The sequence below is a fragment of the Polaromonas sp. YR568 genome, from assembly GCF_943369675.1.
Classification (GTDB): domain Bacteria; phylum Pseudomonadota; class Gammaproteobacteria; order Burkholderiales; family Burkholderiaceae_C; genus Polaromonas.
The window spans coordinates 1-25289 of the sequence record NZ_CALROB020000029.1; the positions used below are offsets into that span (position 1 = coordinate 1).

General features: G+C 63.6%; 24 protein-coding genes. 9 read left to right on the forward strand and 15 right to left on the reverse strand.

The window, feature by feature from the left end; translation table 11 throughout:
- The first annotated feature begins 399 nt into the window (after positions 1-399).
- The 9 genes from lepA to nagZ all read left to right on the forward strand — a co-directional run bounded on the left by lepA (position 400) and on the right by nagZ (position 8643).
- Positions 400-2211, forward strand: coding sequence for a translation elongation factor 4 (lepA, locus tag ACLV8F_RS16145; protein WP_411885222.1), 1812 nt, complete (start codon positions 400-402; stop codon positions 2209-2211).
- Between the two features lie 11 nt (positions 2212-2222).
- Positions 2223-3200, forward strand: coding sequence for a signal peptidase I (gene lepB, locus ACLV8F_RS16150; protein ID WP_411885223.1), 978 nt, complete (start codon positions 2223-2225; stop codon positions 3198-3200).
- 67 nt (positions 3201-3267) lie between these two features.
- Positions 3268-3609, forward strand: coding sequence for a DUF4845 domain-containing protein (locus ACLV8F_RS16155; RefSeq protein ID WP_411885224.1), 342 nt, complete (start codon positions 3268-3270; stop codon positions 3607-3609).
- A complete protein-coding gene (gene rnc, locus ACLV8F_RS16160; protein ID WP_411885225.1) occupies positions 3610-4311 on the forward strand; it encodes a ribonuclease III in 702 nt (233 codons plus the stop codon). It begins immediately after the preceding gene.
- Between the two features lie 177 nt (positions 4312-4488).
- Positions 4489-5442, forward strand: coding sequence for a GTPase Era (gene era, locus ACLV8F_RS16165; RefSeq protein WP_411885290.1), 954 nt, complete (start codon positions 4489-4491; stop codon positions 5440-5442).
- A 159-nt stretch (positions 5443-5601) separates the two neighbouring features.
- On the forward strand, positions 5602-6351 hold the full coding sequence (gene recO, locus ACLV8F_RS16170) for a DNA repair protein RecO (RefSeq protein ID WP_411885226.1): 750 nt from the start codon (positions 5602-5604) through the stop codon (positions 6349-6351).
- A 12-nt stretch (positions 6352-6363) separates the two neighbouring features.
- A complete protein-coding gene (locus ACLV8F_RS16175) occupies positions 6364-7170 on the forward strand; it encodes a pyridoxine 5'-phosphate synthase (RefSeq protein WP_411885227.1) in 807 nt (268 codons plus the stop codon).
- Positions 7167-7562, forward strand: a complete 396-nt coding sequence (gene acpS / locus ACLV8F_RS16180) for a holo-ACP synthase (protein ID WP_411885228.1) — start codon at positions 7167-7169, stop codon at positions 7560-7562. Before ACLV8F_RS16175 ends, acpS begins: the two co-directional genes overlap by 4 nt.
- Before the next feature lie 22 nt (positions 7563-7584).
- Positions 7585-8643, forward strand: a complete 1059-nt coding sequence (nagZ, locus tag ACLV8F_RS16185; protein ID WP_411885229.1) for a beta-N-acetylhexosaminidase — start codon at positions 7585-7587, stop codon at positions 8641-8643.
- A gap of 26 nt (positions 8644-8669) precedes the next feature.
- Here the strand turns inward: nagZ and ACLV8F_RS16190 are convergent, their stop codons facing one another.
- The 15 genes from ACLV8F_RS16190 to ACLV8F_RS16260 all read right to left on the reverse strand — a co-directional run bounded on the left by ACLV8F_RS16190 (position 8670) and on the right by ACLV8F_RS16260 (position 25175).
- Complete coding sequence (locus ACLV8F_RS16190; RefSeq protein WP_411885230.1) at positions 8670-9203, reverse strand: YgjP-like metallopeptidase domain-containing protein; 534 nt, start codon at positions 9201-9203, stop codon at positions 8670-8672.
- Positions 9204-9238: 35 nt separating this feature from the next.
- A complete protein-coding gene (lysS, locus tag ACLV8F_RS16195) occupies positions 9239-10804 on the reverse strand; it encodes a lysine--tRNA ligase (RefSeq protein ID WP_411885231.1) in 1566 nt (521 codons plus the stop codon).
- 144 nt (positions 10805-10948) lie between these two features.
- A complete protein-coding gene (locus ACLV8F_RS16200) occupies positions 10949-11608 on the reverse strand; it encodes an LON peptidase substrate-binding domain-containing protein (RefSeq protein ID WP_411885232.1) in 660 nt (219 codons plus the stop codon).
- A gap of 140 nt (positions 11609-11748) precedes the next feature.
- Positions 11749-12621: an acetyl-CoA carboxylase, carboxyltransferase subunit beta gene (gene accD, locus ACLV8F_RS16205; RefSeq protein WP_411885233.1), complete on the reverse strand. Its 873-nt coding sequence runs from the start codon at positions 12619-12621 to the stop codon at positions 11749-11751.
- A gap of 108 nt (positions 12622-12729) precedes the next feature.
- Entirely contained in the window at positions 12730-13548 is an 819-nt protein-coding gene (gene trpA, locus ACLV8F_RS16210) for a tryptophan synthase subunit alpha (protein WP_411885234.1), read from the reverse strand.
- Complete coding sequence (gene trpB, locus ACLV8F_RS16215; protein WP_411885235.1) at positions 13545-14849, reverse strand: tryptophan synthase subunit beta; 1305 nt, start codon at positions 14847-14849, stop codon at positions 13545-13547. The genes trpA and trpB overlap by 4 nt, the downstream gene beginning before the upstream one ends.
- Positions 14827-15558, reverse strand: coding sequence for a phosphoribosylanthranilate isomerase (locus ACLV8F_RS16220; protein WP_411885236.1), 732 nt, complete (start codon positions 15556-15558; stop codon positions 14827-14829). The genes trpB and ACLV8F_RS16220 overlap by 23 nt, the downstream gene beginning before the upstream one ends.
- The gene (gene truA / locus ACLV8F_RS16225) at positions 15555-16349 is read right to left on the reverse strand and encodes a tRNA pseudouridine(38-40) synthase TruA (protein WP_411885237.1); all 795 of its coding nucleotides are present in this window, start codon (positions 16347-16349) and stop codon (positions 15555-15557) included. The genes ACLV8F_RS16220 and truA overlap by 4 nt, the downstream gene beginning before the upstream one ends.
- Before the next feature lie 39 nt (positions 16350-16388).
- Positions 16389-19076, reverse strand: a complete 2688-nt coding sequence (locus ACLV8F_RS16230) for a FimV/HubP family polar landmark protein (protein WP_411885238.1) — start codon at positions 19074-19076, stop codon at positions 16389-16391.
- 253 nt (positions 19077-19329) lie between these two features.
- Entirely contained in the window at positions 19330-20469 is a 1140-nt protein-coding gene (gene asd, locus ACLV8F_RS16235; protein WP_411885239.1) for an aspartate-semialdehyde dehydrogenase, read from the reverse strand.
- A 286-nt stretch (positions 20470-20755) separates the two neighbouring features.
- A complete protein-coding gene (gene leuB, locus ACLV8F_RS16240) occupies positions 20756-21826 on the reverse strand; it encodes a 3-isopropylmalate dehydrogenase (RefSeq protein ID WP_411880250.1) in 1071 nt (356 codons plus the stop codon).
- A 64-nt stretch (positions 21827-21890) separates the two neighbouring features.
- Entirely contained in the window at positions 21891-22541 is a 651-nt protein-coding gene (gene leuD / locus ACLV8F_RS16245) for a 3-isopropylmalate dehydratase small subunit (protein WP_411885240.1), read from the reverse strand.
- Entirely contained in the window at positions 22542-22673 is a 132-nt protein-coding gene (locus tag ACLV8F_RS16250) for an entericidin A/B family lipoprotein (RefSeq protein WP_411885241.1), read from the reverse strand. It lies immediately after the preceding gene.
- Positions 22674-22712: 39 nt separating this feature from the next.
- Complete coding sequence (gene leuC / locus ACLV8F_RS16255; RefSeq protein WP_411885242.1) at positions 22713-24134, reverse strand: 3-isopropylmalate dehydratase large subunit; 1422 nt, start codon at positions 24132-24134, stop codon at positions 22713-22715.
- A 66-nt stretch (positions 24135-24200) separates the two neighbouring features.
- Positions 24201-25175, reverse strand: a complete 975-nt coding sequence (locus ACLV8F_RS16260; RefSeq protein ID WP_411885243.1) for a LysR family transcriptional regulator — start codon at positions 25173-25175, stop codon at positions 24201-24203.
- Positions 25176-25289 lie beyond the last annotated feature (114 nt).

The following is a 25289-nucleotide window of genomic DNA, read 5'->3' on the forward strand; positions in this document are numbered from 1 at the left end:
GCTCACAATAAAACAGGTCAAGGACGGATTTCGGTAGAATACCGGCTTGCCTCTGTGCCTTTTGGATATATCGGGAAGCTCAAAGACCCGCTTTCCATCTTAATTTTGGGTAATACCCACTGATCCACAGATCACCCACAAGTTGTCCAGAGACAAGCAGTTTAAAATTGTGAATAAGTTGTGCATAAGATTCCTGTTGCTAGCCTGCAACGACAAAAATATGGCGATTTCGGGACTGTTCGGCTCTGGCTTTTTGCCTACAATGAAGTTCCAACTATCGCAGTTGCCATAGATTGTTGGTTCAGGGCGCGTCGCAATCGACGCGCCCTTTTTTATGGCCCCTCGCGAATTGAGTCCAATCTCTTCGCAATACTTTCAAGTACTTAGGCGTTCTCGTTGATGAATCACATCAGAAATTTTTCGATCATTGCGCACATCGATCACGGCAAGTCCACCTTGGCCGATCGGCTCATCCAGCGCTGCGGCGGTTTGCAGGACCGCGAGATGAGCGCGCAGGTTCTGGATTCGATGGATATCGAAAAAGAACGTGGGATAACCATCAAGGCGCAGACCGCCGCGCTTAAATACAAGGCACTCAACGGCGAGGTTTACAACCTCAACCTGATCGACACGCCGGGCCACGTCGACTTCTCTTATGAAGTGAGCCGCTCGCTGTCCGCATGCGAGGGCGCGCTGCTGGTGGTGGACGCGAGCCAGGGCGTGGAAGCGCAGACCGTCGCCAACTGCTACACCGCGCTGGACCTCGGCGTCGAAGTCGTGCCGGTGCTCAACAAGATGGATTTGCCGCAAGCCGACCCGGAGAACGCCAAGCAGGAAATCGAGGAAGTGATCGGCATCGACGCGACCGACGCGATTCCCTGCAGCGCCAAGACCGGCATGGGCATCGACGAAATCCTGGAGGCCGTCGTCGCCAGGATTCCGCCGCCCAAGGGCAACCCCGACGGCCCGCTGCGCGCCATGATCATCGACAGCTGGTACGACGCCTATGTGGGCGTGGTCATGCTGGTGCGCGTGGTGGACGGCCGGCTCGCCAGGGGCGACCGCATCAAGCTGATGGCCAGCGAGGCCATGTACAACGCCGAACAGCTGGGGGTCTTCACGCCGCACACCGAGCCGCGCCAGGCGCTGGAGTCTGGCGAAGTGGGCTTTGTGATTGCCGGCATCAAGGAGCTGCAGGCCGCCCGTGTGGGCGACACCGTCACGCTGATCAAGGCCGGCACGGGCGGCGCGGCTTTCACCGCCACCGAGGCGCTGCCCGGCTTCAAGGAAATTCAGCCCGCGGTCTTTGCCGGCCTGTATCCGTCCGAAGCCAGCGAATACGAATCCCTGCGCGACGCGTTGGAAAAACTCAAGCTCAACGACGCTTCGCTGCATTACGAGCCGGAAGTCAGCGAAGCGCTGGGCTTCGGCTTTCGCTGCGGTTTCCTGGGATTGCTGCATATGGAGATCGTCCAGGAGCGGCTGGAGCGGGAGTTCGACCAGGATCTGATCACGACGGCGCCCAGCGTGGTGTATGAAGTGCTTCAGTCCGACGGCCAGACCATCAAGGTCGAGAACCCGTCCAAAATTCCGGACGGTGGAAAAGTCAACGAGATCCGCGAGCCCATCGTCACCGTGCATCTCTATATGCCGCAGGACTATGTCGGCGCCGTCATGACGCTGGCCAACCAGAAGCGCGGCGTCCAGCTGAACATGGCCTACCACGGCAAGCAGGTCATGCTGACCTACGAGATGCCGCTGGGCGAGATCGTGCTGGACTTCTTCGACAAGCTCAAGTCCGTCTCGCGCGGCTACGCGTCCATGGACTACGAATTCAAGGAATTCCGGGCCTCCGACGTGGTGAAGGTCGACATCCTGCTCAACGGCGAGAAGGTGGACGCGCTGTCCATCATTGTCCACCGCAGCCAGTCGGCCTACCGCGGGCGGGCCGTGGTGGCCAAAATGCGCGAAATCATCTCGCGCCAGCAGTTCGACGTCGCGATCCAGGCGGCCATCGGAGCCAACATTATTGCGCGTGAGACAATCAAGGCCCTCCGCAAAAACGTGATCGCCAAGTGCTACGGCGGCGACATTTCACGCAAGCGCAAGCTCCTAGAGAAACAAAAAGCGGGTAAAAAACGCATGAAACAAATCGGTTCCGTTGAAGTACCCCAGGAAGCCTTCCTGGCCATTTTGCAGGTGGAAGACTGATGCGCGGCGCAATGGGCACGATCACGGCCGCAGTGCTGGCGGCATTTGTGGGCTACGGCGCCGCCTGGTATTTCGGCGCCGTCGAAGGCAACTTCTCCCTGCTGCTGTTCCTGGCCTCCGTAGTCACCGGCATCTATTGGCTGGCAGAACGCTTTTATTTCCTGCCGCAGCGCTACAAGGCCGCCGCGACGCTTGAACAAAACGCCGCCAGCCGGAAGGCGGAGCTGTCCAAAATGGGCATAGACCAGGTCGACAACGAAAGCAATCTGGTCGAAGCCAGGACCCGGCTCATCATGCAGCCCTGGTGGCTGGACTGGACCGCCGGCCTCTTTCCGGTGATCGTAGTGGTCTTCCTGCTGCGCTCCTTCCTGTTTGAGCCCTTCAAGATTCCCTCGGGCTCCATGATCCCGACCCTGCTGATCAACGACCTGATCCTGGTCAATAAATTCCACTACGGCGTGCGCCTGCCGGTGCTGAACATCAAGGTGATCGACAACCAGAGCCCGCAGCGCGGCGACGTGATGGTGTTCCGCTACCCGCCCAAGCCCAGCCTGGACTACATCAAGCGTGTGGTCGGCGTGCCCGGGGACGAGGTGGCCTACGTCAACAAGAAGCTGACCGTCAACGGCAAGCCCTTGCCCAAGACGCCGCTGCCGGACTTTTTCGACGAGGACGTGCTGCGTTACGCCAAGCAGTTCGAAGAGGTCAACGGCGGCAAAAAGTACCGCCTGCTCAATGACGACACACGGCGCGCCGGGGTGGACGAACGTGAGGTGCTGGACTTCCCCTTCAAGCAAAATTGCCGTTACAGTAGCGAGGGCATGGTCTGCAAGGTGCCCGAGGGGCAGTACTTCATGATGGGCGACAACCGTGACAATTCGCTGGACTCCCGGTATTGGGGATTTGTCCCCGAGAAAAACATCGTGGGCAAGGCCTTTTTTGTCTGGATGAATTTCGGCAACCTCAAACGTATCGGCTCTTTCGAATAACCGGCGCGGGCGGCAACGCGGCCCAGGCCGGAAGCCGTCATACTTTCTAATCAGAGCAGGAGAAAAAATGAAACGTCAGCAACGCGGTATTTCCTTCATCGGCCTTCTGTTTGTGTGCGTCTTCCTGGTCTGCGCCGGCATTCTGGCCGCCCAGGTCCTGCCGACATTGATTGAACTCCAGAACATCACCAAGGCTGTCAACAGGGCCAAGGAAGGCAGCACCGTGGTCGAGGTCAGAACCCTTTTCGACAAGTCGGCGCAGATTGACGACATCAAGTCGATCACCGGCAAAGACCTGGAAATCACCAAGGAAGGCGACAAAACCGTGGTGGCGTTCGCTTACACCCGTGAAATCCACATGGCCGGCCCCGCCTTTTTGCTGCTCAAGTACAACGGCAAATCCAAATAAGTGCGAGCCAGCGCCCCATCAAGCCCAGGCCTGCCGGCGTTGCAAAAGCGCCTGGAGCATGAGTTCTCCAACCCCAAGCTGCTGCAGCAGGCGCTGACGCACCGCAGCTTTTCGTCCGACCACAACGAGCGCATCGAATTCCTGGGCGATTCCGTCCTGAACCTGGCGGTCGCCGGTTTGCTCTATGAGCAACTGAGTGAGTTGCCCGAGGGCGATCTTTCACGCGTGCGCGCCAACCTGGTCAAGCAGGACACCCTGCACAAGCTTGCGGTGGTGCTGGGCTTGCCCGACATGGTGCGGCTGGGCGAGGGCGAGGCCAAGTCCGGCGGTCAAAAGCGGCCGTCCATCCTGGCCGATGCGCTGGAAGCCGTCATAGGCGCGGTCTACCTCGACGCGGGCTTTGAAACGGCCGCCCGGCTGGTGCACCGCCTCTTCAAGGACGTGGAGATCAACCCCCAGATGCAGGCCATCGGCAAGGATCCCAAGACCGAATTGCAGGAGTGGTTGCAAGGGCGCAAAATGAACCTGCCCATCTACCGCGTGGTGGGCACCATGGGCGCCGCCCACAAGCAGACCTTCGACGTGGAATGCGAAATCGCCGAATACGGGCGGGCCGAGCGCGGCATAGGCGGCTCTCGCCGTGCCGGAGAGCAGGCTGCCGCGGCGGCCATGCTGATGTTTGTCAAGACGCTGGATTCCTGACTCCGCGCCGGCGGCCGCCCAGGGGCTGCGGGCCAACACACCAAGATTATGAGTACAGGTAAAAAAGAACCCCAAAAGCCGGCGACCGCCGCAGCAGCAGCCACACCCGCGGCTGCGCCTAAAAAGCGCCAGCCCAAAGCCCTGGAGGCCGTCCAGCCGCCCGATGCCCTGGAAGCCATGCTGGCGCAGGCGCTGTCTTCGCGCGGCGCGGCCGTGCCCGCCCCCGACGCAGCTCCCGCGCCTCTCGCCGGCGAGCAGCGCTGCGGCCTGATCGCCATCGTCGGCAAGCCCAACGTGGGCAAGTCCACGCTGCTCAACGCACTCGTGGGGCAAAAAATCAGCATCACCTCGCGCAAGGCCCAGACCACGCGCCACCGCATCACTGGCATGCGCACCGTCAAGGCCACGCAATATGTGTTCGTGGACACGCCGGGCTTCCAGACACGGCATGGCAATGCGCTGAACCGCTCGCTGAACCGCACCGTGGTCGGCGCCGTCAACGACGTGGATTTAATCGTTTTTGTGGTCGAGGCCGGCCAGTTCAACCAGGCCGATGCCAAGGTGCTGGCGCTGCTGCCCGAAAATACCCCCGCGATCCTGCTGGCCAACAAGTTCGACCTGATACACCGGCGCGCCGAGATCGCGCCCTGGCTCAAGGAGATGCAGGAGCGGCACAATTTCGCCGAGTTCGTGCCCATGTCGGCCAACAACGCCAAGGACATCGAACGCCTGTTCGGCATCTGCGAAAAATACCTGCCGGTCCAGCCCTGGATGTACGGCGCCGACGAACTGACTGACCGCAGCGACCGCTTCATGGCCGCCGAGATCATCCGTGAAAAGCTGTTCCGCCTCACCGGCGATGAACTGCCTTACACCTCCACCGTCATCATCGACCAGTACGAGGAAGAGGGCTCCCTGCGCAAGATTGCCGCAACCATCGTGGTCGAGCGCGACGGCCACAAGGGCATGATCATTGGCGAGAAGGGCGAAAAGCTCAAACGCATAGGCACAGAGGCCCGGCATGAGCTCGAGACCCTCACGGGCGGCAAGGTGTTCCTGGAGATCTGGGTCAAGGTGCGCTCGGGCTGGGCGGACGATGAGGCCAGAGTCAAGACATTCGGGTATGAATAGAGCCCCCACGCTTTTCACTTCGCCTTCGGCTACGTGTAATGCGCTGCCCCCCGAGGGGGCGCTGCGCCTGCGGCCCGGCAAAGCCGGTTCCGCAGCCCTTGCTTGCCTTGGTTCGCTGACGTGACGAAGAGTTGTTGGTTTTTTTTCTGACGTCCCGTCATGGCTACTAAACGTATAGGCGATGAACCCGCCTACGTCCTGCACCGCTACGACTGGAGCGAGTCCAGCCTGATCCTGGAGGTGTTCACCCGCAAGTACGGTCGGGTAGCGCTGGTGGCGCGGGGCGCGAAAAAGCCCAGTTCCAGTTTCCGGCCTATCTTGCTGCCTTTGCAGCCGCTGCACATCGCTTTCGGCGGCGATGCGGAAATCCGCACCCTCAAGAGCGCCGAATGGCAGGGCGGCCATGTGATGCCGACCGGCGATGCGTTGCTGTCGGGGTATTACCTCAACGAATTGCTCATGCGCCTGATGGCGCGGGACGACCCGCACCCGGTGCTGTTCGACGCCTACGCCGCCACGGTGCAACTGATCGCCGCGCAGAGCGCCGAGACACTGCAGCTGGCCTTGCGCGCCTTTGAGCTGCGCTTGCTGCGCGACATTGGCCTCTTGCCCCTGCTGGACGCCGAAACAGCCACGCTGGCGCCGCTGGACCCGGAGACCCTCTATGTGCTGGTGCCCGAGGCGGGCCTGCGGCAGGCGCATGACGACGACCGCGTCAGCCTGCCCGGCGGGCAATGGCAGGCCTTGCAGCAGGCGCTGGGCGACGAGGCCTTGTTTTCCGACACCGTGCGGGCCTGTATCCCCGGCTTCAATGAGCTTAAAACCCAGTTGCGCGCCTTGCTGCACTACCATTGCGGCGTGAAGGTCCTGAAAACCCGGCAGATGATGATGGACCTGCAAGCTTTTTAACGAGCCACCGCCATGAAACTCCTTTCACCCGCTCCCCTCGTTCCCAACGCATTCCACAAGACGGCTTTGTCGGTCAACGTCAACAAGGTCGCGCTGCTGCGCAACACCCGCCACCTGGATATTCCCAGCGTGCGCCGCGCCGCCGAGCTGTGCCTGGAGGCCGGCGCCCAGGGCATCACGGTGCACCCTCGGCCCGACGAACGGCACATCCGCCCCGACGACGTCTTTGAACTCGCGGCGCTGATGAAGGACTGGCCGGATCGCGAATTCAACATTGAAGGCAATCCTTTCCAGAACCTCATGGGTTTTGTACACGACCTGGCGGCCCGCGGCCTGCCGCTGCACCAGTGCACCTTCGTGCCCGACAGTGAAGACCAGTTCACCAGCGACCACGGCTGGAACTTTCCCGAGGATGCCGAGCGCCTGCGGCCCCTGATCCAGCAGGTGCATGACCGCCGTGTGCGCGTCAGCCTCTTCATGGACCCGGTCCCGGAAGCGATGGCGGCCGCCAAAGCCGTGGGCGCCGACCGCGTGGAGTTCTATACGGAAACCTATGCGCGCGCCTGGGCGGGCCCCGACAAGGCCGAGGTGCTGGCCCGCTTCACCCGCGCGGGGCAGGCGGCCGCTGCAGCCGGCCTGGGCATCAATGCCGGCCACGACCTGAACCGCGACAACCTCACCGAGTTTGTGCGCGAGGTGCCCGGCGTGCTGGAAGTGTCCATAGGCCATGCGCTGATTGCCGACGCGCTGGAGCTGGGCTACGCCGCCACCGTCAGGAGCTACCTGAGTTGCATAGACCGGGCGTTCGCACCCGCATGATCTACGGTATCGGTACTGATATTTGCGACATACGCCGCATCCGCGCCAGCCTGGAAAAGCACGGTGAGCGGTTTGCCAGAAAAATCCTGGCTGACGGTGAACTCGCCACCTGGAAAGAACGCAGCGCGCGCTGGCCCGACCGCGGCGTCAGCTACCTGGCCACCCGTTTTTCCGCCAAGGAGGCCTTCAGCAAGGCGATCGGCATGGGCATGCGCATGCCCATGACCTGGCGCTCCTGTGAAATCGCCAAGGCCGCCAGCGGCAAGCCCGAAATCGTTCTGCACGGCGCCCTCAAAGCCTGGTTCGAGGCGCGCCAGCTCACCGCCCACGTCACCGTGACCGACGAGACCGATTACGCCGCCAGTTTCTGCGTGGTGGAAAAGCTCTCCTGATCCCAACTTCCCGGATTTCCTTATGACCCAGCACGCCCCCCTCATCATCGACATCGACGGTTTCTCGCTCACCAAGGCCGACCGCCGGCGTTTGAAACACCCGCTGACCGGCGGCATCATCCTGTTCGCCCGCAACTGGAAAGACCGCCGGCAACTGTCCGACCTGTGCGCCGAGATCAAGGACATCCGCGAGGACTTGCTGATCTGCGTGGACCACGAAGGCGGGCGCGTGCAGCGCTTTAAAACCGACGGCTTCACCCACCTGCCGCCCATGCGCGAGCTGGGCCTGTTGTGGATGAAAGACCAACTGGCCGCCACCAATGCCGCGACTGCCTGCGGCTATGTGCTGGGTGCTGAACTGCGCGCTTGCGGCGTCGATTTCAGCTTCACGCCTGTGCTGGATCTGGACTACGGCGAAAGCGGCGTGATCGGTGACCGCGCCTTCGGCCGCGACCCGCGCGTCGTCACGCTGCTGGCCAAAAGCCTGATGCACGGCTTGCTGCAAGCCGGCGTCGCCAACTGCGGCAAACACTTTCCCGGCCACGGTTTTGTCAAAGCCGATTCCCACACCGACATCCCCATCGACAAGCGAAGCCTCAAAGCCATCCTGGCCGACGACGCCGCGCCCTACGGCTGGCTCAACACCACGCTCACCAGCGTCATGCCCGCCCATGTGATTTACCCCAAGGTCGACGCCAGGCCGGCCGGTTTCTCCAGCCAGTGGCTGAACTTCATCCTGCGCAGCCAGCTAGGCTTTGGCGGCGCGATTTTCAGCGACGACCTCAGCATGGCCGGCGCCCGCCTGATCGATGGCCAGGAAGTCAGCTACACCGAGGCGGCCGTCACCGCGCTGAATGCCGGCTGCGACATGGTGCTGCTGTGCAACCAGTCGGTGGGCGAGGGCCAGCCGGTCGACGAACTGCTGGACGGCATGTCCGAAGCACTGCTCAAGGGCCAGTGGGAAGCCATGGAAGCCAGCGAGCTGCGGCGGCTGGCGCTGCTGCCGCAGGGCAGGGCGTTTGGCTGGGATGAGTTGATGGTGCAGCCGGCGTATATGCATGCGGTGGGGTTGATTCCCTGATGCCGCAGCCTGCGGGCTCCTGAACCTCAGGCCGCCTGGCTTCCAGGCCAGGCCAGCTTGCCCACCACGTCCACGTGCGTGAGGTAGACCCGCAGGTCAAACTCATACTGGTGATACTGCGGCTCCATGTGCGTGCACAGCTGGTAGAAAGCCTTGTCGTGGGCTTTCTCCTTGATGTGGGCCAGCTCATGGACCGTGATCATGCGCAGGAACTCCACGGGCACGTCCTTGAACAGCGTGGCGACGCGGATCTCGCGTTTGGCCTTGAGCTTGTTGCCCTGTACGCGTGACACTGTCGTGTGCGTGCCCAGCGCGTGTGCGATCACGTGGAGCTTGCTGTCGAAGGCCACCTTGGACAGGGGCTCGGAACTGCGCAGGAAATCGCTCTTGAGCGCCATGACGTAGTCGTACAGCGCCCTGTCGGTTCGCACGCCGTGGCCCTGGGGGTATTTGGCGAGCAGCACCTCGCCCAGCCGTCTCTGATCCAGCAATTGCTGCACCTGGGTCCGCAGGTTTTCGGGGTACCCGGCGAGGTATTTCAGGGGGAAGGCATCGGCCATCAGGAATTCAGGCCAGACGCCCTACCGCTTGCGCTTCAGGCCTCGCGGCGGAGGGCGGGGAACAAGATCACGTCGCGAATGCTAGGGCTGTCGGTCAGCAGCATCATCAGGCGGTCAATGCCCACGCCGCAGCCGCCGGTGGGCGGCATGCCGTATTCGAGGGCGCGCACGAAGTCGTGGTCGTAGAACATGGCTTCGTCGTCGCCGCTGTCCTTGGCCGCGACCTGGGCGTTGAAGCGGGCGGCCTGCTCTTCGGCGTCGTTGAGTTCGCTGAAGCCGTTGCCGAATTCGCGGCCGGTGATGTAGAGCTCAAAACGCTCGGTCACCTCGGGCCGGCTGTCGTTGGCGCGCGCCAGCGGGGAGATTTCCGTAGGGTGCTCCATGATGAAGGTCGGCTGCCAGAGTTTTTCTTCGACCAGTTCTTCGAAGTACAGCACCTGCAGGCTGGCCAGCGAGCGGGCCCCGAGGCGGTCTTTTTCCTCGTTCATGCCGAGCTTGCGCAGCGCGTTGGTCAGCCACGCGGTGTCGTCCACGTGCTCGCCGGCTTCGGTGTGCTTGACGATGGCCTCGCGGATGGTCAGGCGCTCAAAAGGCTGGCTGAGGTCCACGGGTTTTTCGCCGTAGGTCAGCTGTAGCGAGCCGGTGACCTTCTGGGCCACGTCGCGAATCAGCGCTTCGGTGAACGTCATCAGGTCCGAGTAGTTCCACCACGCGGCGTAGAACTCCATCATGGTGAACTCGGGGTTGTGGCGAACGCTGATGCCTTCGTTGCGGTAGCTGCGGTTGATTTCGAACACGCGCTCGAAGCCGCCGACGATGAGGCGCTTGAGGTAAAGCTCGGGCGCGATGCGCAAAAACATTTCCTGGTCGAGCGCGTTGTGGTGCGTCTTGAAGGGTTTGGCGTTGGCGCCGCCCGGGATGGGGTGCAGCATCGGCGTCTCGACTTCGAGGAACTCGTTGGCGATCATGAATTCACGGATGCTGCTGACGGCCTTGCTGCGCGATATAAAGCGCTTGCGCGCTTCCGGGTCCATGATCAGGTCCACATAACGCTGGCGGTACTTGACCTCCTGGTCGGCCATGCCGTGAAACTTGTCGGGCAGTGGGCGCAGGCTTTTTGTGACCAGCCGGATGCCGTCGGCATTGACCGAGAGTTCGCCGGTCTTGGTACGGAACAGCGTGCCGGTGGCCTCGATGATGTCGCCCAGGTCCCAGTGCTTGAAGGCGCCGTGCACTTCCTCGCCCACGCCTTCGTTGTTGATGTAGAGCTGGATGCGGCCGTTCGAAGCGCCCAGCGACGCGTCCTGGATGGTGGCGAAGCTGGCCTTGCCCATCACGCGCTTGAGCATCATGCGGCCCGCGACGTGTACCTTGAGCGCCAGTTCGTCGAGTTCTTCCTTGGTCTTGCCGTCGTATTGCTCGAACAGCGCGCCGGCGCGATGCGTCGGCTTGACGTCGTTGGGAAAAGCCACGCCCTTGCCGTCCGCCTGGTTCTTGCGCAGGGCTTTGAGCTTTTCGCGGCGCTCGATGATCAACTGGTTTTCATCTTGTGGGGCGGGTGCGGCGCTGCCGGTGGCGGGCGAAGTCGGCTGGATGGACATAAGGTCGGTGTTTCCGGAAAAGAGATCAAAAGGTGTCGGGCGCCCCGCCTTGGGTGGAAGGCCTGAAAAGCGCCGAATCGCTGATTTTAAGTTTTTACGGGGGCGTTTTGACGCGGCCGCCCGAAAAGGCGTGTTTGGCAGCGCTTACAGCGCAATACCGGTGCGCTCGAGGATGTCGCTCACCAGCTCCAGCCGCATCAAGGGGTTGTCGAGCTGCATCAGGCGTTGCTTGAGTTCCACCGGCATAGGCAGCAATTCGCACCAGCGGTTGGCGACCCAGCCGCAGTCGTCCAGGCGGTAAGGCGACAGCAGCGGCATCTGTGGCTGCGGCACCTCGCGTTGCTGCAGGCTTTTGATCAGCTTGCCCAGCGCATCGGATGTGCCCTGCAGGTCAGGCGGGATACTCACGGGCTGGTCGTCTTCCAGCCGGGTAACGTCGGCGATCCACAGTCCGTGCTTGAGTTTTTCACGGCGCGAGATTTCAAAGCGCTGCGCGCCCACGCAGCGTATGACCATGAGGCCCGGCTGCGGTATGGAAAATTCGGTGATGGTGGCCAGGGTGCCGATGCTGTTGAAAGCCTCGTGCGCGAAGCCGTCGCCCGTGGGACCAGTATCGGCGGGGCGGCGCACTTCCGAGCCTTCCGTGAGCGACACCACGCCAAAAGGGGCGCCCGCCTTGTGGCACTTGCCGATCATGTCGAGGTAGCGCACTTCAAAAATGCGCAGCGGTAAAACACCGCCTGGAAACAGCACCGCGCCCAGCGGGAAAAGGGGAAGGGAACTCAGCGTCAGGGCTTCGGGCATGGTCTCATCGCGCTTGGATTGCAGTGAGCCACATCATCCCACGCTCCCCGGGCCGCGAATATTTCATGCGCCTAATACGCCGGGCTCAAGGGGTTTTCGGGGAGGCTTGACGCCGCAAATGCAAGAGGACTGCGGCGTCCTTAGCTGACGGCGTCCGCCGGCTGCCTGAGCAGCATGGCCAGAGAGTTGGCGACGGTTTTGCGCAGTTCGCGGCGGTCGCAGATGAAGTCGATCGCGCCCTTGGTCTGCAGGAATTCGGCGCGCTGGAAGCCTTCCGGCAGCGTCACGCGCACGGTGGATTCAATGACGCGCGGGCCGGCAAAACCGATCAGGGCTTTGGGCTCGGCGATGACCACGTCACCGACAAAAGCGAAGCCGGCACTCACCCCGCCCATGGTCGGGTCGGTCAGCACGCTGATGTAAGGCAGGCCTTTTTTGGCCAGGCGGGTCAGGGCGGCATTGGTTTTGGCCATTTGCATGAGGCTCAAAAGGCCTTCCTGCATGCGCGCGCCGCCGGTGGCGGTAAAGCAGATGAAGGGCACTTTTTGCTCGATAGCCGCATGCACGCCGCGCACAAAGCGCTCGCCCACCACGCTGCCCATGCTGCCGCCCATGAAGTCGAATTCAAAGCAGGCCACGACCACGCCTATGCTGTGCACCGCGCCGCCCATGACGATCAGCGCGTCGGTTTCCTGGGTGTTTTCCAGGGCTTCCTTCAGGCGCTCGGGGTATTTGCGGCTGTCCTTGAACTTGAGGGCATCGACCGGCAGCACTTCCTGGCCGAGTTCGTAGCGGCCTTCCGGGTCCAGGAAGGCGTCCAGCCGGGCGCGCGCGCCTATGCGGTGGTGGTGGCTGCACTGCGGGCAGACGTTCTGGTTCTTTTCCAGGTCGGTCTTGTAGAGCACCGCTTCGCAGCTGGGGCATTTGATCCACAGGCCCTCGGGCACCTGGCGGCGTTCCGTCGGGTCGGTGGGGCTGATTTTGGGGGGGAGAAGTTTTTCTAGCCAAGACATGAAGTCAGTCCTTGTGGTGTCGGGCAGCGCCTGAGGCCTTGCCGGGCGAAAAGCGCAATTATGCGCCGGTTTGCCCGGTGTTCCGCCGGGCGCCGGCCCGCTTGAAAGTCAGTCCAAAGCAGTACGGATTTCCCGCAAAAATGCCTGGGCCACGGCCGCGACCTGGTCCCGCGGCTGGTTTTCGATCAGCTGGATGATCTTGCTGCCTATGACCACGGCATCGGCCACCTTGCCGATGGCCTTTGCCGTGGCCGCGTCGCGGATGCCGAAGCCCACGCCCACAGGCACATTCACATGTTTGCGAATGCGCGGCAGCATGGCCTCGACGGCGTCCACGTCCAGCGTGCCGGCGCCCGTCACGCCCTTGAGCGAGACGTAGTAGACATAGCCGCTGGCCACTTCGGCGACCTGGGCCATGCGCGCGTCGGTGCTGGTGGGTGCCAGCAGAAAGATCAGGTCCATGCCGTGGGCGCGCAGCCGCGCGGCAAATTCCACGCATTCCTCGGGCGGGTAGTCAACGATCAGCACGCCGTCCACACCGGCCTGCGCGGCATCACGGATGAAGGCGCTTTCGGTCTTGCTGCCGCCGTGCTTGATGTCGTAGCGCTCCACCGGGTTGGCATAGCCCATCAACACAACAGGCGTGGCGCTGTCCTTGGCGCGGAACTGGCGCACCATCTCCAGCACCTGGGCCAGGCCGGTGCCGAAGGACAGGGCTTTGTCGCCAGCCTTCTGGATTACCGGGCCGTCGGCGCTGGGGTCGGAAAACGGCACGCCCAGCTCGATCACGTCGGCGCCGCCGGCCACCATGGCGTGCATCAGCTCGGGCGTCACGTCGGCGAACGGGAAGCCTGCGGTGACGTAGGGGATCAAGGCCTTGCGGCCCTGGCTTTTGAGGGTGGAGAAAGTGGAGGCGATGCGGCTCATGATTGCACCCCGCTGCCCTTGGCGCCGCTGGCGTCGAAGGACGCCGCCAATGCCGCGCCGCCGCCCTTGACGGACAGGCCTCGCATCGACGGCCGGTCGTAGAAATCGGCGCCTGACAGGTCGGCCACCGTGCCGATGTCCTTGTCGCCCCGCCCCGAGAGGTTGACGAGCAGGCTCTGGTCGCTGCGCATGCTGCGCGCCATTTTCATGGCGCAGGCCACGGCGTGGCTGGATTCGAGCGCGGGAATGATGCCTTCGGTGCGGCACAGGTAGTGGAAGGCCTCCAGCGCTTCCTTGTCGGTGATGCCCACGTATTCGGCGCGGCCTATGTCCTTGAGGAAGGCGTGTTCCGGGCCGACGCCGGGGTAGTCGAGCCCGGCGCTGATGCTGTGCGTCTCGGTGACCTGGCCGTCCTCGTTTTGCAGCACGTAGGTGCGGTTGCCGTGCAGCACGCCGGGCAGGCCGCGTTGCAGCGAGGCCGAGTGCTTGCCGCTTTCCAGGCCTTCGCCGGCCGCTTCGACGCCTATCAGGCGGGTTTTGGCGTGCTGGATGTAGGGGTGGAAGATGCCCATGGCATTGCTGCCACCGCCCACGCAGGCGATCACCGCGTCGGGTTGCTTGTTGCCGATGAATTCCGGCATTTGCTGCAGGCATTCGGCGCCGATCACGCTCTGGAAGTCGCGGACCATCATGGGGTAGGGGTGCGGGCCGGCCACGGTGCCGATGATGTAGAAGGTGTTGTCCACGTTGGCGACCCAGTCGCGCATGGCCTCGTTGAGCGCGTCCTTGAGCGTCTTGCTGCCGCTTTCAACCGGCACCACGGTGGCGCCCAGCAGGTTCATGCGGTAGACGTTGGGGCTCTGGCGCTTGACGTCTTCGCTGCCCATGTAGACCACGCACTCCAGGCCGTAGCGCGCGCAGATCGTGGCGGTGGCCACGCCGTGCTGGCCGGCGCCGGTTTCGGCGATGACGCGCGGCTTGCCCATGCGGCGCGCCAGCATGGCCTGGCCTATGGTGTTGTTGATCTTGTGCGCGCCGGTGTGGTTGAGGTCCTCGCGCTTGAGGTAGATCTGTGCGCCGCCTTGCTCGCGGCTCATGCGCGCGGCGTGGTAGATCGGCGAGGGGCGGCCGACGAAATGCTTCAGCTCGGAATGGAATTCGGCGATGAACTCGGGGTCGTGCTGGTATTTCGCGTAGGCGTCTTTGAGCTCGTTGATCGCATGGGTCAGCGTTTCCGAAACAAAACTGCCGCCGTAAATTCCGAAATGGCCTGAAACGTCAGGCTGGTGGTACTCGTACATGATGGGGACTCTTTGCAAGTAACTCGTCGGCGGCACGAACGGCCGCGACGAACTGGTTGATTTTGTCGGCGCTTTTGATTCCTTTTGAAATCTCGACGCCGGAACTGACATCAACGGCCAGCGTTGTGCAACGCGGCCTGACTTGCGAAATGCCATCGATCACGTTTGCAGGCGTCAATCCACCAGACAAAACGAGGTGAGCGCTGACGTTTGGAGGAAGAAGTGACCAATTGAATGTTTTCCCGCCGCCGCCGTATCCCTCGACATGGGCGTCGAGCAGGATGGCTTGTGCGGCCTTGAAGTCCTGGGCGTATTTTACGAGATCAAAGCCGCCTGGGAAGCCCGGGGTGGTTTCGTCTGCTTTTTCACCCAGAGGAATGCGCGCCGCGCGCATGAAGGGCCGGCCGGCAGCCAGACAGGTCTCGGGGGTCTCGTCCCCATGGAATTGCAGCAAAGCGTTGGGGATGAGGGCGCAGGCGGCGCTGATTTTCTCGGCCGGCGCGTTGACGAAGAGCAGCACCGGCGTGATGAAAGGCGGCAGGCGGCGGGCCAGTTCCGCGGCCCGTTCGGCCGTGACATAACGCTGGCTGGCCTCGTACATCACAAAGCCGACAGCATCCACGCCGGCCGCCACGGCGGCGTCCACGTCTTCTTCGCGGGTCAGGCCGCAGATCTTGATGCGGGTGCGGATGCTGGGGGCTGGCGTCATGGCAACCAATCATAGGCCGCGGTGCGGCTTGGGAGGCCATAGTGGTCTTCATAGACCGGCCCCAGAAAATACAGGCCGTCTGGTGAGAAAGTGGGCGCGGCGGCATCGCGGCTGCGTGCGGCCATCACGCCTGCCAGCCAGTCCGGCGGGTAGTTTCCCTGGCCTATGGCCACCAGGCAGCCCATGATGTTACGGATCATGTGGTGCAAAAAGGCGTTGGCTTCAAACTCGAAGCGCCAGTAGCGCGCGCCCGGTACGCCACGCTGCGAAATCTCGATACGTTTGATGGTTTTGACCGGGGATTTGGCCTGGCACTGGGCGGCGCGGAAGGAACTGAAATCGTGCTCGCCCAGCAGGTGCGTGATGGCCTGCCGCATGGCCGATTCGTCCAGCGGCCGGTAGACCCAGCCGACGCGCCCGGCTTCCACGCTGGGGCGCACCGGCGACTCCAGCACCACATAGGCATAGCGGCGCGCGATGGCGCTGCCGCGGCAATGGAATTCGTCAGGAACCTCGCGCGCCCATTGCACCGCGATATCAGGTGGCAAAAAGGCATTGGTGCCGCGCACCCAGGAGGCGATGTCGCGCTGCAGGAGGGTGTCAAAGTGCACGACCTGCATCAGTCCATGCACGCCGGCGTCGGTACGGCCGGCGCACAGGGTGCGGATGGGCTGGGCGGCGAATTTACCGAGCGCCAGTTCCAGCTTGTCCTGCACCGTGTTGCCCGAAAGCTGGCTCTGCCAGCCTTCGTAGCCGCTGCCGCTGTAGCTGATGCCGAGTGCAATCCTCACAGGCGGGCACGCAGTGAACGCAGCGCGTTCAGGCTGCGCTCACGACAGGGCGTTCAGGAAGGCCTGCGCCTTGACCTTCAGCGGGCCCTTGGCTTCGGCCATGACCTCTTCGGCCAGGGACCTTGCGCCATCGGAATCGCCCAAAGAACGGAATTCTTCGGCCAGCAGGAATTTGGTTTCCAGCGGGTCGTCGGACGAAACTTCCAGCGGGAGAGCCGGGCTTTCCGTGGTCGGGCCGTTCAGGTCCAGCGATAGCGAACCGAGGTCGAACTCCAGCATGCCGCTGTCGGCCACGGCGGGCGTGGGAGCCGCCGCCACTTTCACCGGGGCCGGTTTGGGGGCGGGCGTGAAGGGTTCCGGCGTGAAGTTCAGGCCTTCGGACAGGAAGTCTTCGGGCGCAGGCGCAACCGCAACCGGCCTGGCTGCCGGCGCCGTGGGCAAGGCCACGGTGGCACTGCTGAAATCCATGTTCAGGGGGGCTGGTTCCGGCTTGACGGCCACCACCGGCGGGGCAGGTGGTGGTGGGGGCGGCGGGGCCGAGATCACCGCAGGTGTGGTGGCAGCCGTATCAGGCTCGTCATCCAGCGAGAAGTCCAGGTCGAGGTCGATATCCGTCGCAGGCGCGGGCGCCGGCGCATGAACCGGCTGCGCCACCATGGCAACGGTGCCGCCCGGGCTGAATGCCGAGGTGCCGCCGGCTTTGGCGGCGCCGCCGGGCTGGCCGCCGGGTTGGTACATCGGGTTGGCAGGATCCAGCTCACGGCCCATCTCGGTGATGTAGGCCCATTCGGGGCCGTTGCCGTGTGTCAGGTTGAAGGCTTCGATGGCGACCGTCTCAAAGGCCTTGCTGTCCCGGCGCTTGGCGTAGATTTCCATCAGCTTGGCATGGATGGCTACGCGCGTCGGGCTGGTGCGCATGGCCTCCTTCAGGATTTCTTCGGCCTGCAGGTCGCGTCCATACGCGAGGTATACATCGGCTTCGGCTACGGGGTCGACGTCGCCAGCGGCATCCAATTGACTGGGCGAATACACCAGGGACGAGCCCGTGGCGTTGCCTTCATTCGTGTCAATTCTTTGGCCGCCGCTGGCGCCGAAAAAAGAATCTGGCTGCAGCCTGCTTTCGAGGAATGAGCTGTCAACCTGGGCCCCGCCGCCGCGCTGGCGGTAGCGGTAAAAACCGAAACCGGCCAGCAACAACAGCAAACCACCGGCGATCGGCAATACCAGCGGATTCTCGAGCAATTCGTCGATCAGGCTGGGTTCAGGCGGGGGTGGTGGGACAACCACGGCCTTTTTGGGGGCTACTACGGGGGCGGCGACCACTGCACTGGCGGCGGGCGCGGGTTCGGCGGCCGCAACTGCCGGCGCCGGGCCGGCGGAAACGTCGGAGGCCGCCATCGCCGGGGAAACGGATGCCGGCAGGCTGCTGCCGGCGGCGCTGGCCGTCTGCGTCGTGGCGGGTGCCGTTGCTGCGGGGGCTGCTGTCACCGCAGGCGTCGCCGCGGCTACCGGTGCGGCGGGTGCCGGCACGGGGGCTGGGAGGACTGCGGGCGCGGGAACGGCAACAGCGGGCGCCTTGGCTGCCGGTGCCGCCGCGGGGGCTCCGCCCAGCTTGCTCAGGTCGTTGATGTTTTTGGACAGCTCCGCCACGCGGGTGGACGCTTCCTTGGCCTGGCGTTCCTTGGCGATCTTTTCTTCGGCCGCCGTGGCCGCCTTGCCCTGGACGGCGCCCTTGGAGAGCGTCAGCTTGTCGGGCGTGGTGCTGGCAGGCGCGCGGTCTTCGACCTTGGCTTGCACCTTGCCGCCGGCCTGGCGGTCGGCGCTGGCCACTTGCGTGGCCGGCACACCTTCGGCGAGCTTGCGGCGGAAGCTGTTGAAGTCCTTGCTTTGCGCCACGATGGTCTGGGTGGCTTCGGCGGCGGAAATCGCGCCGGCCGTGTCCGCGCTCGGGATATCCAGCACGGCGCCCGATTTCACGCGGTTGACGTTGCCGCCTATGAATGCGTCCGGGTTGCTGCGCAGCAGGGCCACCAGCATCTGGTCCAGCGACACGCTGGCCGGCTTGTTCTGGGCGGCGATCTTGCCGGCGGTGTCACCGGTCTTGACGGTGACCTGTTTGTCGCCGCCGGCGGGTATTTTTTCCAGAGGCGCAGCAGGGGCCTTGGCGACCGGCGCGGGCCGGGTAGCGGGGCTGGGGCCTGCTGGCGGTGAATAGGGGATGGAGGCCATGCCCCTGGCCGGTGGCGCCGCAGGGCGGGACGACAGGACGGGCGCCGTGGGGGCGATCGCTGCGCCCGAACCTGCCGAGCGCATGGCCGGCGGGTCGAACAGCATGGTGTAGTCGCGCGTAATGCGTCCGTTGGCCCAGCTGGCTTCCAGGATCAGGTCGACGAAAGGCTCGGTGACGGGCCGGTTGCTGCTCAGGCGAAGGAAGGAGCGTCCGTCGGCCCTGCGTTGCAGGCTGACTTCGACGCCGGCCGCCACACTGCCGTATTCCAGGCCGGCGGCCTTGAAGGTGTCGGGCGGTGCCACGCCGGCCTTGAGGCTTGAGGCCTCATCGGGCCGGATGTCGGCGATCTCGATTTCGGCGCGTAAGGGTTCCCCTAACGCTGATTGAACCGTGATCCGGCCCAGCGCGAGCGCATGGGCTTCCAGACTTGCCAGGCTACCCAAAAGTGCAATGGCACTTGCCAGGGCGCCGATACGCCAACGACCGCGTTTATTCATGGGGTTGTGAGCCTCCAGTGCTCGGTCTGCATGTAACTTTATTCTGCTTATGCGCACAAAAACCTCGATGCGAATTTTCGAAAAACAACCTTAACATCAAGGCATTAGGCTGACAAGCTAAGACACCACTTAAGTTTTGACACAGCGAGTTAGCAGCAACTTACAAGTTTCGGATGTTGTCTGACGACAACGTCCTGTGACATGTAGTTACGGATGCGCGGTCGTATGTTGGCAGCCGCTCACCTCCATTAGTTCAGGCCTGCAGCAGGATGCGCAGCATGCGGCGCAACGGCTCCGCCGCGCCCCACAACAGCTGGTCGCCCACGGTGAAGGCGCCCAGGTAGTCCGGCCCCATGGCCAGCTTGCGCAGGCGGCCCACGGGAATCTGCATGGTGCCGGTGACGGCCACAGGGGTGAGGTCCTTGACGGAGGCTTCGCGTGTGTTGGGCACAACTTTGACCCATTCGTTGTCCGCCGCGATCAGGGCCTCGATGTCGGCCAACGGCACGTCCTTCTTGAGTTTGAAGGTCAGCGCCTGGCTGTGGCAGCGCATGGCGCCTATGCGCACGCAGAAGCCGTCGACCGGGGTTTCGGCCGTGCCGAAGCTGGCGCCCTGGCCCAGGATCTTGTTGGTCTCTGCGCCGCCCTTCCACTCTTCCTTGCTCATGCCGTTGCCCAGGTCTTTGTCGATCCAGGGGATCAGCGAGCCGCCCAGCGGAACGCCGAAGTTGGCCGTTTCGCCGGCGCTGAGGGACTGCTGTTTGGCCAGGATGCGGCGGTCGATTTCGAGGATGGCGGATTTCGGGTCGTCCAGCAGCGTGCGGACTTCGCTGTTCAGCGTGCCGAACTGCGTGAGCAGCTCGCGCATGTGCTGCGCGCCGCCGCCGGAGGCCGCCTGGTAGGTCATGCTGGTCATCCACTCGACCAGGCCGGCCTTGTACAGCGCGCCCACGCCCATCAGCATGCAGCTGACCGTGCAGTTGCCGCCTATCCAGTTGGTGCCGCCCTTGGCCAGGGCGTTCTGGATGACGGGCAGGTTGACCGGGTCCAGGATGATGACGGCGTCGTCGTTCATGCGCAGCGTGGAGGCCGCGTCGATCCAGTGGCCCTTCCAGCCGGCCGCGCGCAGCTTGGGGAAGACTTCGGAGGTGTAGTCGCCGCCCTGGGCGGTGATGATGACGTCGCACTTCTTGAGCGCTTCAATGTCAAAGGCGTCTTTCAGCGTGGTCTCGTTCTTCGCCTGGGCGGGGGCTTTGCCGCCCGCGTTGGAGGTCGAGAAGAACACCGGCTCGATCAGGTCGAAGTCGCCTTCGGCCTGCATGCGGTCGATCAGGACCGAGCCGACCATGCCGCGCCAGCCGACGAGCCCTGTGAGATTGCCTTTGAGTTTCATTGGAACTGCCCCTTCAAAAAGTACATAAAAATGGCTTTTTGGCCCGGCTCATCGAGCCGGCGGGGCACGACGAACCAGGCTTGCTAGCCTTTAATGGTGGTCGTCTTGGTGATCTGGGCAAAAACCGGCGCCGCACGTCCCGCGCGCAGGGCGGCGGGGCAGTGGGTGAAAGCGGGGCTTTTGCGCATAGGTGTCGATTGTAGCCAGGCTTGGCTTTGCCGAGGCTGACAGCGGCCCCAAACCATAGGCAAAACCGTGGTTTGAAGCGCTTTGCGGCGAAAAAACGTCAGCCAAGCGCCTTCACGACGGCATCGCCCATCTGCACCGTGCCGACTTTGGTCGTGCCTTCGCTGTAGATGTCGGGCGTGCGCAGGCCCTGGCTCAGCACGGCGTCGACGGCTTTTTCGATGCGGGCGGCGGCTTCGGGCTGGTTCAGGCTGAAGCGCAGCATCATGGCCGCGCTCAGGATGGTGGCCAGCGGATTGGCCACACCCTTGCCGGCGATGTCCGGCGCGCTGCCGTGGCTGGGTTCGTACAGGCCCTGGTTTTTGTCGTTGAGGCTGGCCGAAGGCAGCATGCCGATGGAGCCCGTCAGCATGGCGGCGGCGTCGCTCAGGATGTCGCCGAACATATTGCCGGTGACGACCACGTCAAACTTCTTGGGCGCTTTCACCAGCTGCATGGCGGCGTTGTCCACATACATATGGTCCAGGGCGACGTCGGGGTATTCCTTGCCGACTTCGGTGACCACGTCTTTCCAGAGCTGGAAGGTTTCCAGCACGTTGGCCTTGTCGACGCTGGTCACGCGTTTGTCGCGTTTGCGGGCCGCCTGGAAGGCGACGTGGGCGATGCGCTCGATCTCGGGGCGCGAATAGCGCATGGTGTCAAAAGCCTCTTCCGAGCCGGGGAAGTGGCCGTCGGGCGAGACGCGGCGGCCGCGCGGCTGGCCGAAGTAGATGTCGCCGGTCAGCTCGCGGATGATCAGGATGTCCAGGCCGGACACCAGTTCGCGCTTGAGGCTGGAGGCGTCCACCAGCTGCGCATAGCAGATCGCCGGGCGGAAGTTGGCGAACAGCCCCAGGTTCTTGCGCAGGCCCAGGATGGCCTGCTCGGGGCGCAGCGGCCGGTCCAGCTTGTCGTATTTCCAGTCACCGACCGCGCCGAACAGCACGGCGTCGGCGTCTTTGGCGAGCTTGAGCGTGGCCTCGGGCAGCGGATGGCCGTGGGCCTCATAGGCGGCGCCGCCTACCAATGCGCTTTCGGTTTCAAACTTCAGGTCAAGCGCCTTCAAGACCTTGACGGCCTCCGCGACGATTTCGGTGCCAATGCCGTCACCCGGCAGGATTGCGATTTTCATTTTTGCTGTCTTTGTGAGGGCCGCGGCCCGTGTTGGCGGGCCGCGGCGGATGCGGGATAGGCGTTCAGCCGGCGACGGTGTGGTTCAGCCAGGGCTTGGTGGCCAGGCGCTCGGCTTCAAAAGCCTTGATCTTGTCGCTCTGGCGCAAGGTCAGGCCGATGTCGTCCAGGCCGTTGACCAGGCAGTACTTGCGGAAGGCCTGCACGTCGAAGGGGAGTTCCTCGCCCTGCGGCTTGACGATGACCTGGCGCTCCAGGTCCACCGTCAGCTGGTAGCCGGGGAAGGCCAGCGCTTCGTCGAACAGCGCGGCAACTTGCGCTTCGGGCAGCACGATGGGCAGCAGGCCGTTCTTGAAGCTGTTGTTGAAGAAGATGTCGGCATAGCTGGGCGCGATGATGGCGCGAAAGCCGTATTGGTCCAGGGCCCAGGGCGCGTGTTCGCGCGAGGAGCCGCAACCGAAGTTCTTGCGCGCCAGCAGGACGGACGCACCGGCGTAGCGCGGCTGGTTCAGCACGAAGTCGGGATTCGGCTTGCGCGAGGCCGGGTCCTGGCCTGGGAAGCCCGGGTCCAGGTAGCGCCATGCGTCAAACAGGTTGGGGCCGAAGCCCGTCTTGCGGATGGATTTGAGGAACTGCTTGGGGATGATGGCGTCGGTGTCGACGTTCTCGCGGTCCATGGGGGCGACGAGGCCCTTGTGTACGGTGAATTTTTGCATTTACTTCTTTGCGGCGTTTTCAATGGCCGAACCGGCCTTTTGCACATCCTGTCCCATGCCCTTGACGGTATTGCAACCGGCAAGGAAGAAGCCCAGGCCCATCAGGGCAAACACAGTGGCGATTTTTTTCATCAATGTTCTCCTCGGGTGTTTTGGAGTTCGCGTTGGAATTCAGGAAAATTTCCGGATATCGACAAAGTGGCCGTGCACGGCGGCAGCGGCCGCCATCGCGGGGCTGACCAGGTGGGTGCGCCCGCCCGCGCCCTGGCGGCCTTCGAAGTTGCGGTTGCTGGTGGAGGCGCAGCGCTCGCCCGGCTCCAGCCGGTCGGCGTTCATGGCCAGGCACATGGAGCAGCCCGGCTCGCGCCACTCGAAACCGGCGGCCACAAAAATCTTGTCCAGCCCTTCGCGCTCGGCCTGTTCCTTGACCAGGCCCGAGCCCGGCACGACCAGCGCGAGCTTGACGTTTTTGGCGACCTTCTGGCCAATCTTCTTGATCACGGCCGCGGCTTCGCGCATGTCTTCGATGCGGCTGTTGGTGCAGGAGCCTATGAACACCTTGTCGACGTAGAGGTCGTTGAGCGCCTTGCCGGGCTCCAGGCCCATGTACTTCAGGGCGCGCTCGATGGCGTCGCGCTTGTTGGCGTCTTTTTCCTTGTCGGGATCGGGCACGCGGTCGTCGATGGACAGCACCATTTCGGGCGAGGTGCCCCAGGTGACCTGCGGCCGGATCTGGCTCGCGTCGAGCTCAACCACCGCATCGAATTTCGCGTCGGCATCGGACTGCAGCGTGTTCCAGTACTTGGCGGCCATGTCCCATTCCACGCCGGTGGGCGACAGCAGCCGGCCTTTCACGTAGTCGATGGTCTTCTGGTCCACCGCGACCAGGCCGGCGCGCGCGCCCGCTTCAATCGCCATGTTGCAGACCGTCATGCGGCCTTCCATGCTGAGCGCGCGTATCGCCGAGCCGCCGAATTCAATCGTGTAGCCGGTGCCTCCCGCTGTTCCGATTTTTCCAATGATCGCCAGCACGATGTCCTTGCCGGTGAGGCCGGGCGCGAGTTTGCCTTCGACCTTCACGAGCATGTTCCTGGCCTTCTTGGCCAGCAGGGTCTGCGTGGCCATCACGTGCTCGACCTCGCTGGTGCCTATGCCGTGCGCCAGCGCGCCAAAGGCGCCGTGGGTGGAGGTGTGCGAGTCGCCGCAGACCACCGTCATGCCGGGCAGGGTCGCGCCGCTTTCGGGGCCGATGACGTGCACGATGCCCTGGCGCTTGGAGAGGAAGGGGAAGAAGGCGGCCGCGCCGAATTCCTTGATGTTGCTGTCCAGCGTGGTGATCTGCTCTTTGCTGACCAGGTCGGTGATGCCGTCATAGCCCAGTTCCCAGCCGGTGGTGGGCGTGTTGTGGTCGGCGGTGGCGACGATGGAGCTGATGCGCCAGACCTTGCGGCCGGCTTCGCGCAGGCCTTCAAAAGCCTGCGGGCTGGTGACTTCATGCACCAGGTGGCGGTCGATGTAGAGCACGGCCGTGCCGTCTTCTTCGGTGTGAACGACGTGCTCGTCCCAGATTTTGTCGTAGAGGGTGCGTCCCATGGTGTTCCTTCGTGGTCTCTTGTTGTCGTCTGTCGTGGGGTGATACGGGGTGAGGTGGCGGTGATTTTAGGCGGCTGCGTGGGCGGGGGCTGCGATGGTTTTGGCGGGTTTGCCCCGCGTTGTCTGTGGGACGGGTTGCACCAGGTGGTCCACCAGCAGCCGCGCCGTCAGGGGCAATGTGGAGAAGTCGCGCGCCACCAGCTGGATCTGGCGCTCCGCCCAGCTGTCCAGCAGGGGAATGGATTCGAGTTCACCGACGCCGTGCGTCAGCTCAAAGGCGCGCTGCGGCATCACGCCCACGCCCAGGCCGTTGTGGATCATGCGGCACATGGCGTCCAGGCCGGTCACGTGGATGCGCAGCTTGATGGTGCGGCCCAGCCGCGCCGCGGCCTCGCGCATAGCCAGGTAGATCGAGCTGTTGGAATGCAGGCCCACCTGGTCGTAGTCGAGTGCGGCTTCGAAGCGGATCGCACCCTGGGCGCACAAGGGGTGGCCCCGGGGAACGATGAGCACCAGCTGGTCGGTGCGGTAGGGCAGGGTCTGCAGGTCGCCCGTGCCGTCTGCGGTGTTGCAGATGCCCAGGTCGGCCGCGCCTTCCTGCACGGCGCGCACGACCTCGGTGCTCAGGTGCTCTTCGAGGTCAATCTTGATGCCGGAATGCTCGCGCGTGAAAGCGCCCAGGTCTTCGGGCAAAAACTGCACGATGGCCGAGATGCTGGCATGCACGCGCACATGGCCGCGCACGCCGTTGGCGTATTCGCTGAGCTCACTCTGCATTTTTTCGAGGCTGAACAGCACCGAGCGCGCATGGTGCAGCAGGCTTTCGCCGGCCGGCGTCAAATCGACGCCGCGCGTGTGGCGGTACAGCAGCGGCGTGTCCAGCGTGGCCTCGAGGTCGGACAGGCGCTTGCTGACGGCGGAGGCCGCGATGAACTCGCGCTCGGCTGCCTTGCCGATGCTGCCCAGCTCGCACACGGCCACAAAGAGCTGAAGCGAGGTCAGGTCAATGCGGCGGGCAAAGTTGCGTTCTGAGCTTTTCATAGGGCTTATGGCGTGGCGTCATCGTGTTCGACGACGTTGAGGCGCTATTTTGCCGCTAAGAACCGGATTTTGCCATCGCAATACGCGATGACCCGCTTGCCGATGGGCGTTTTC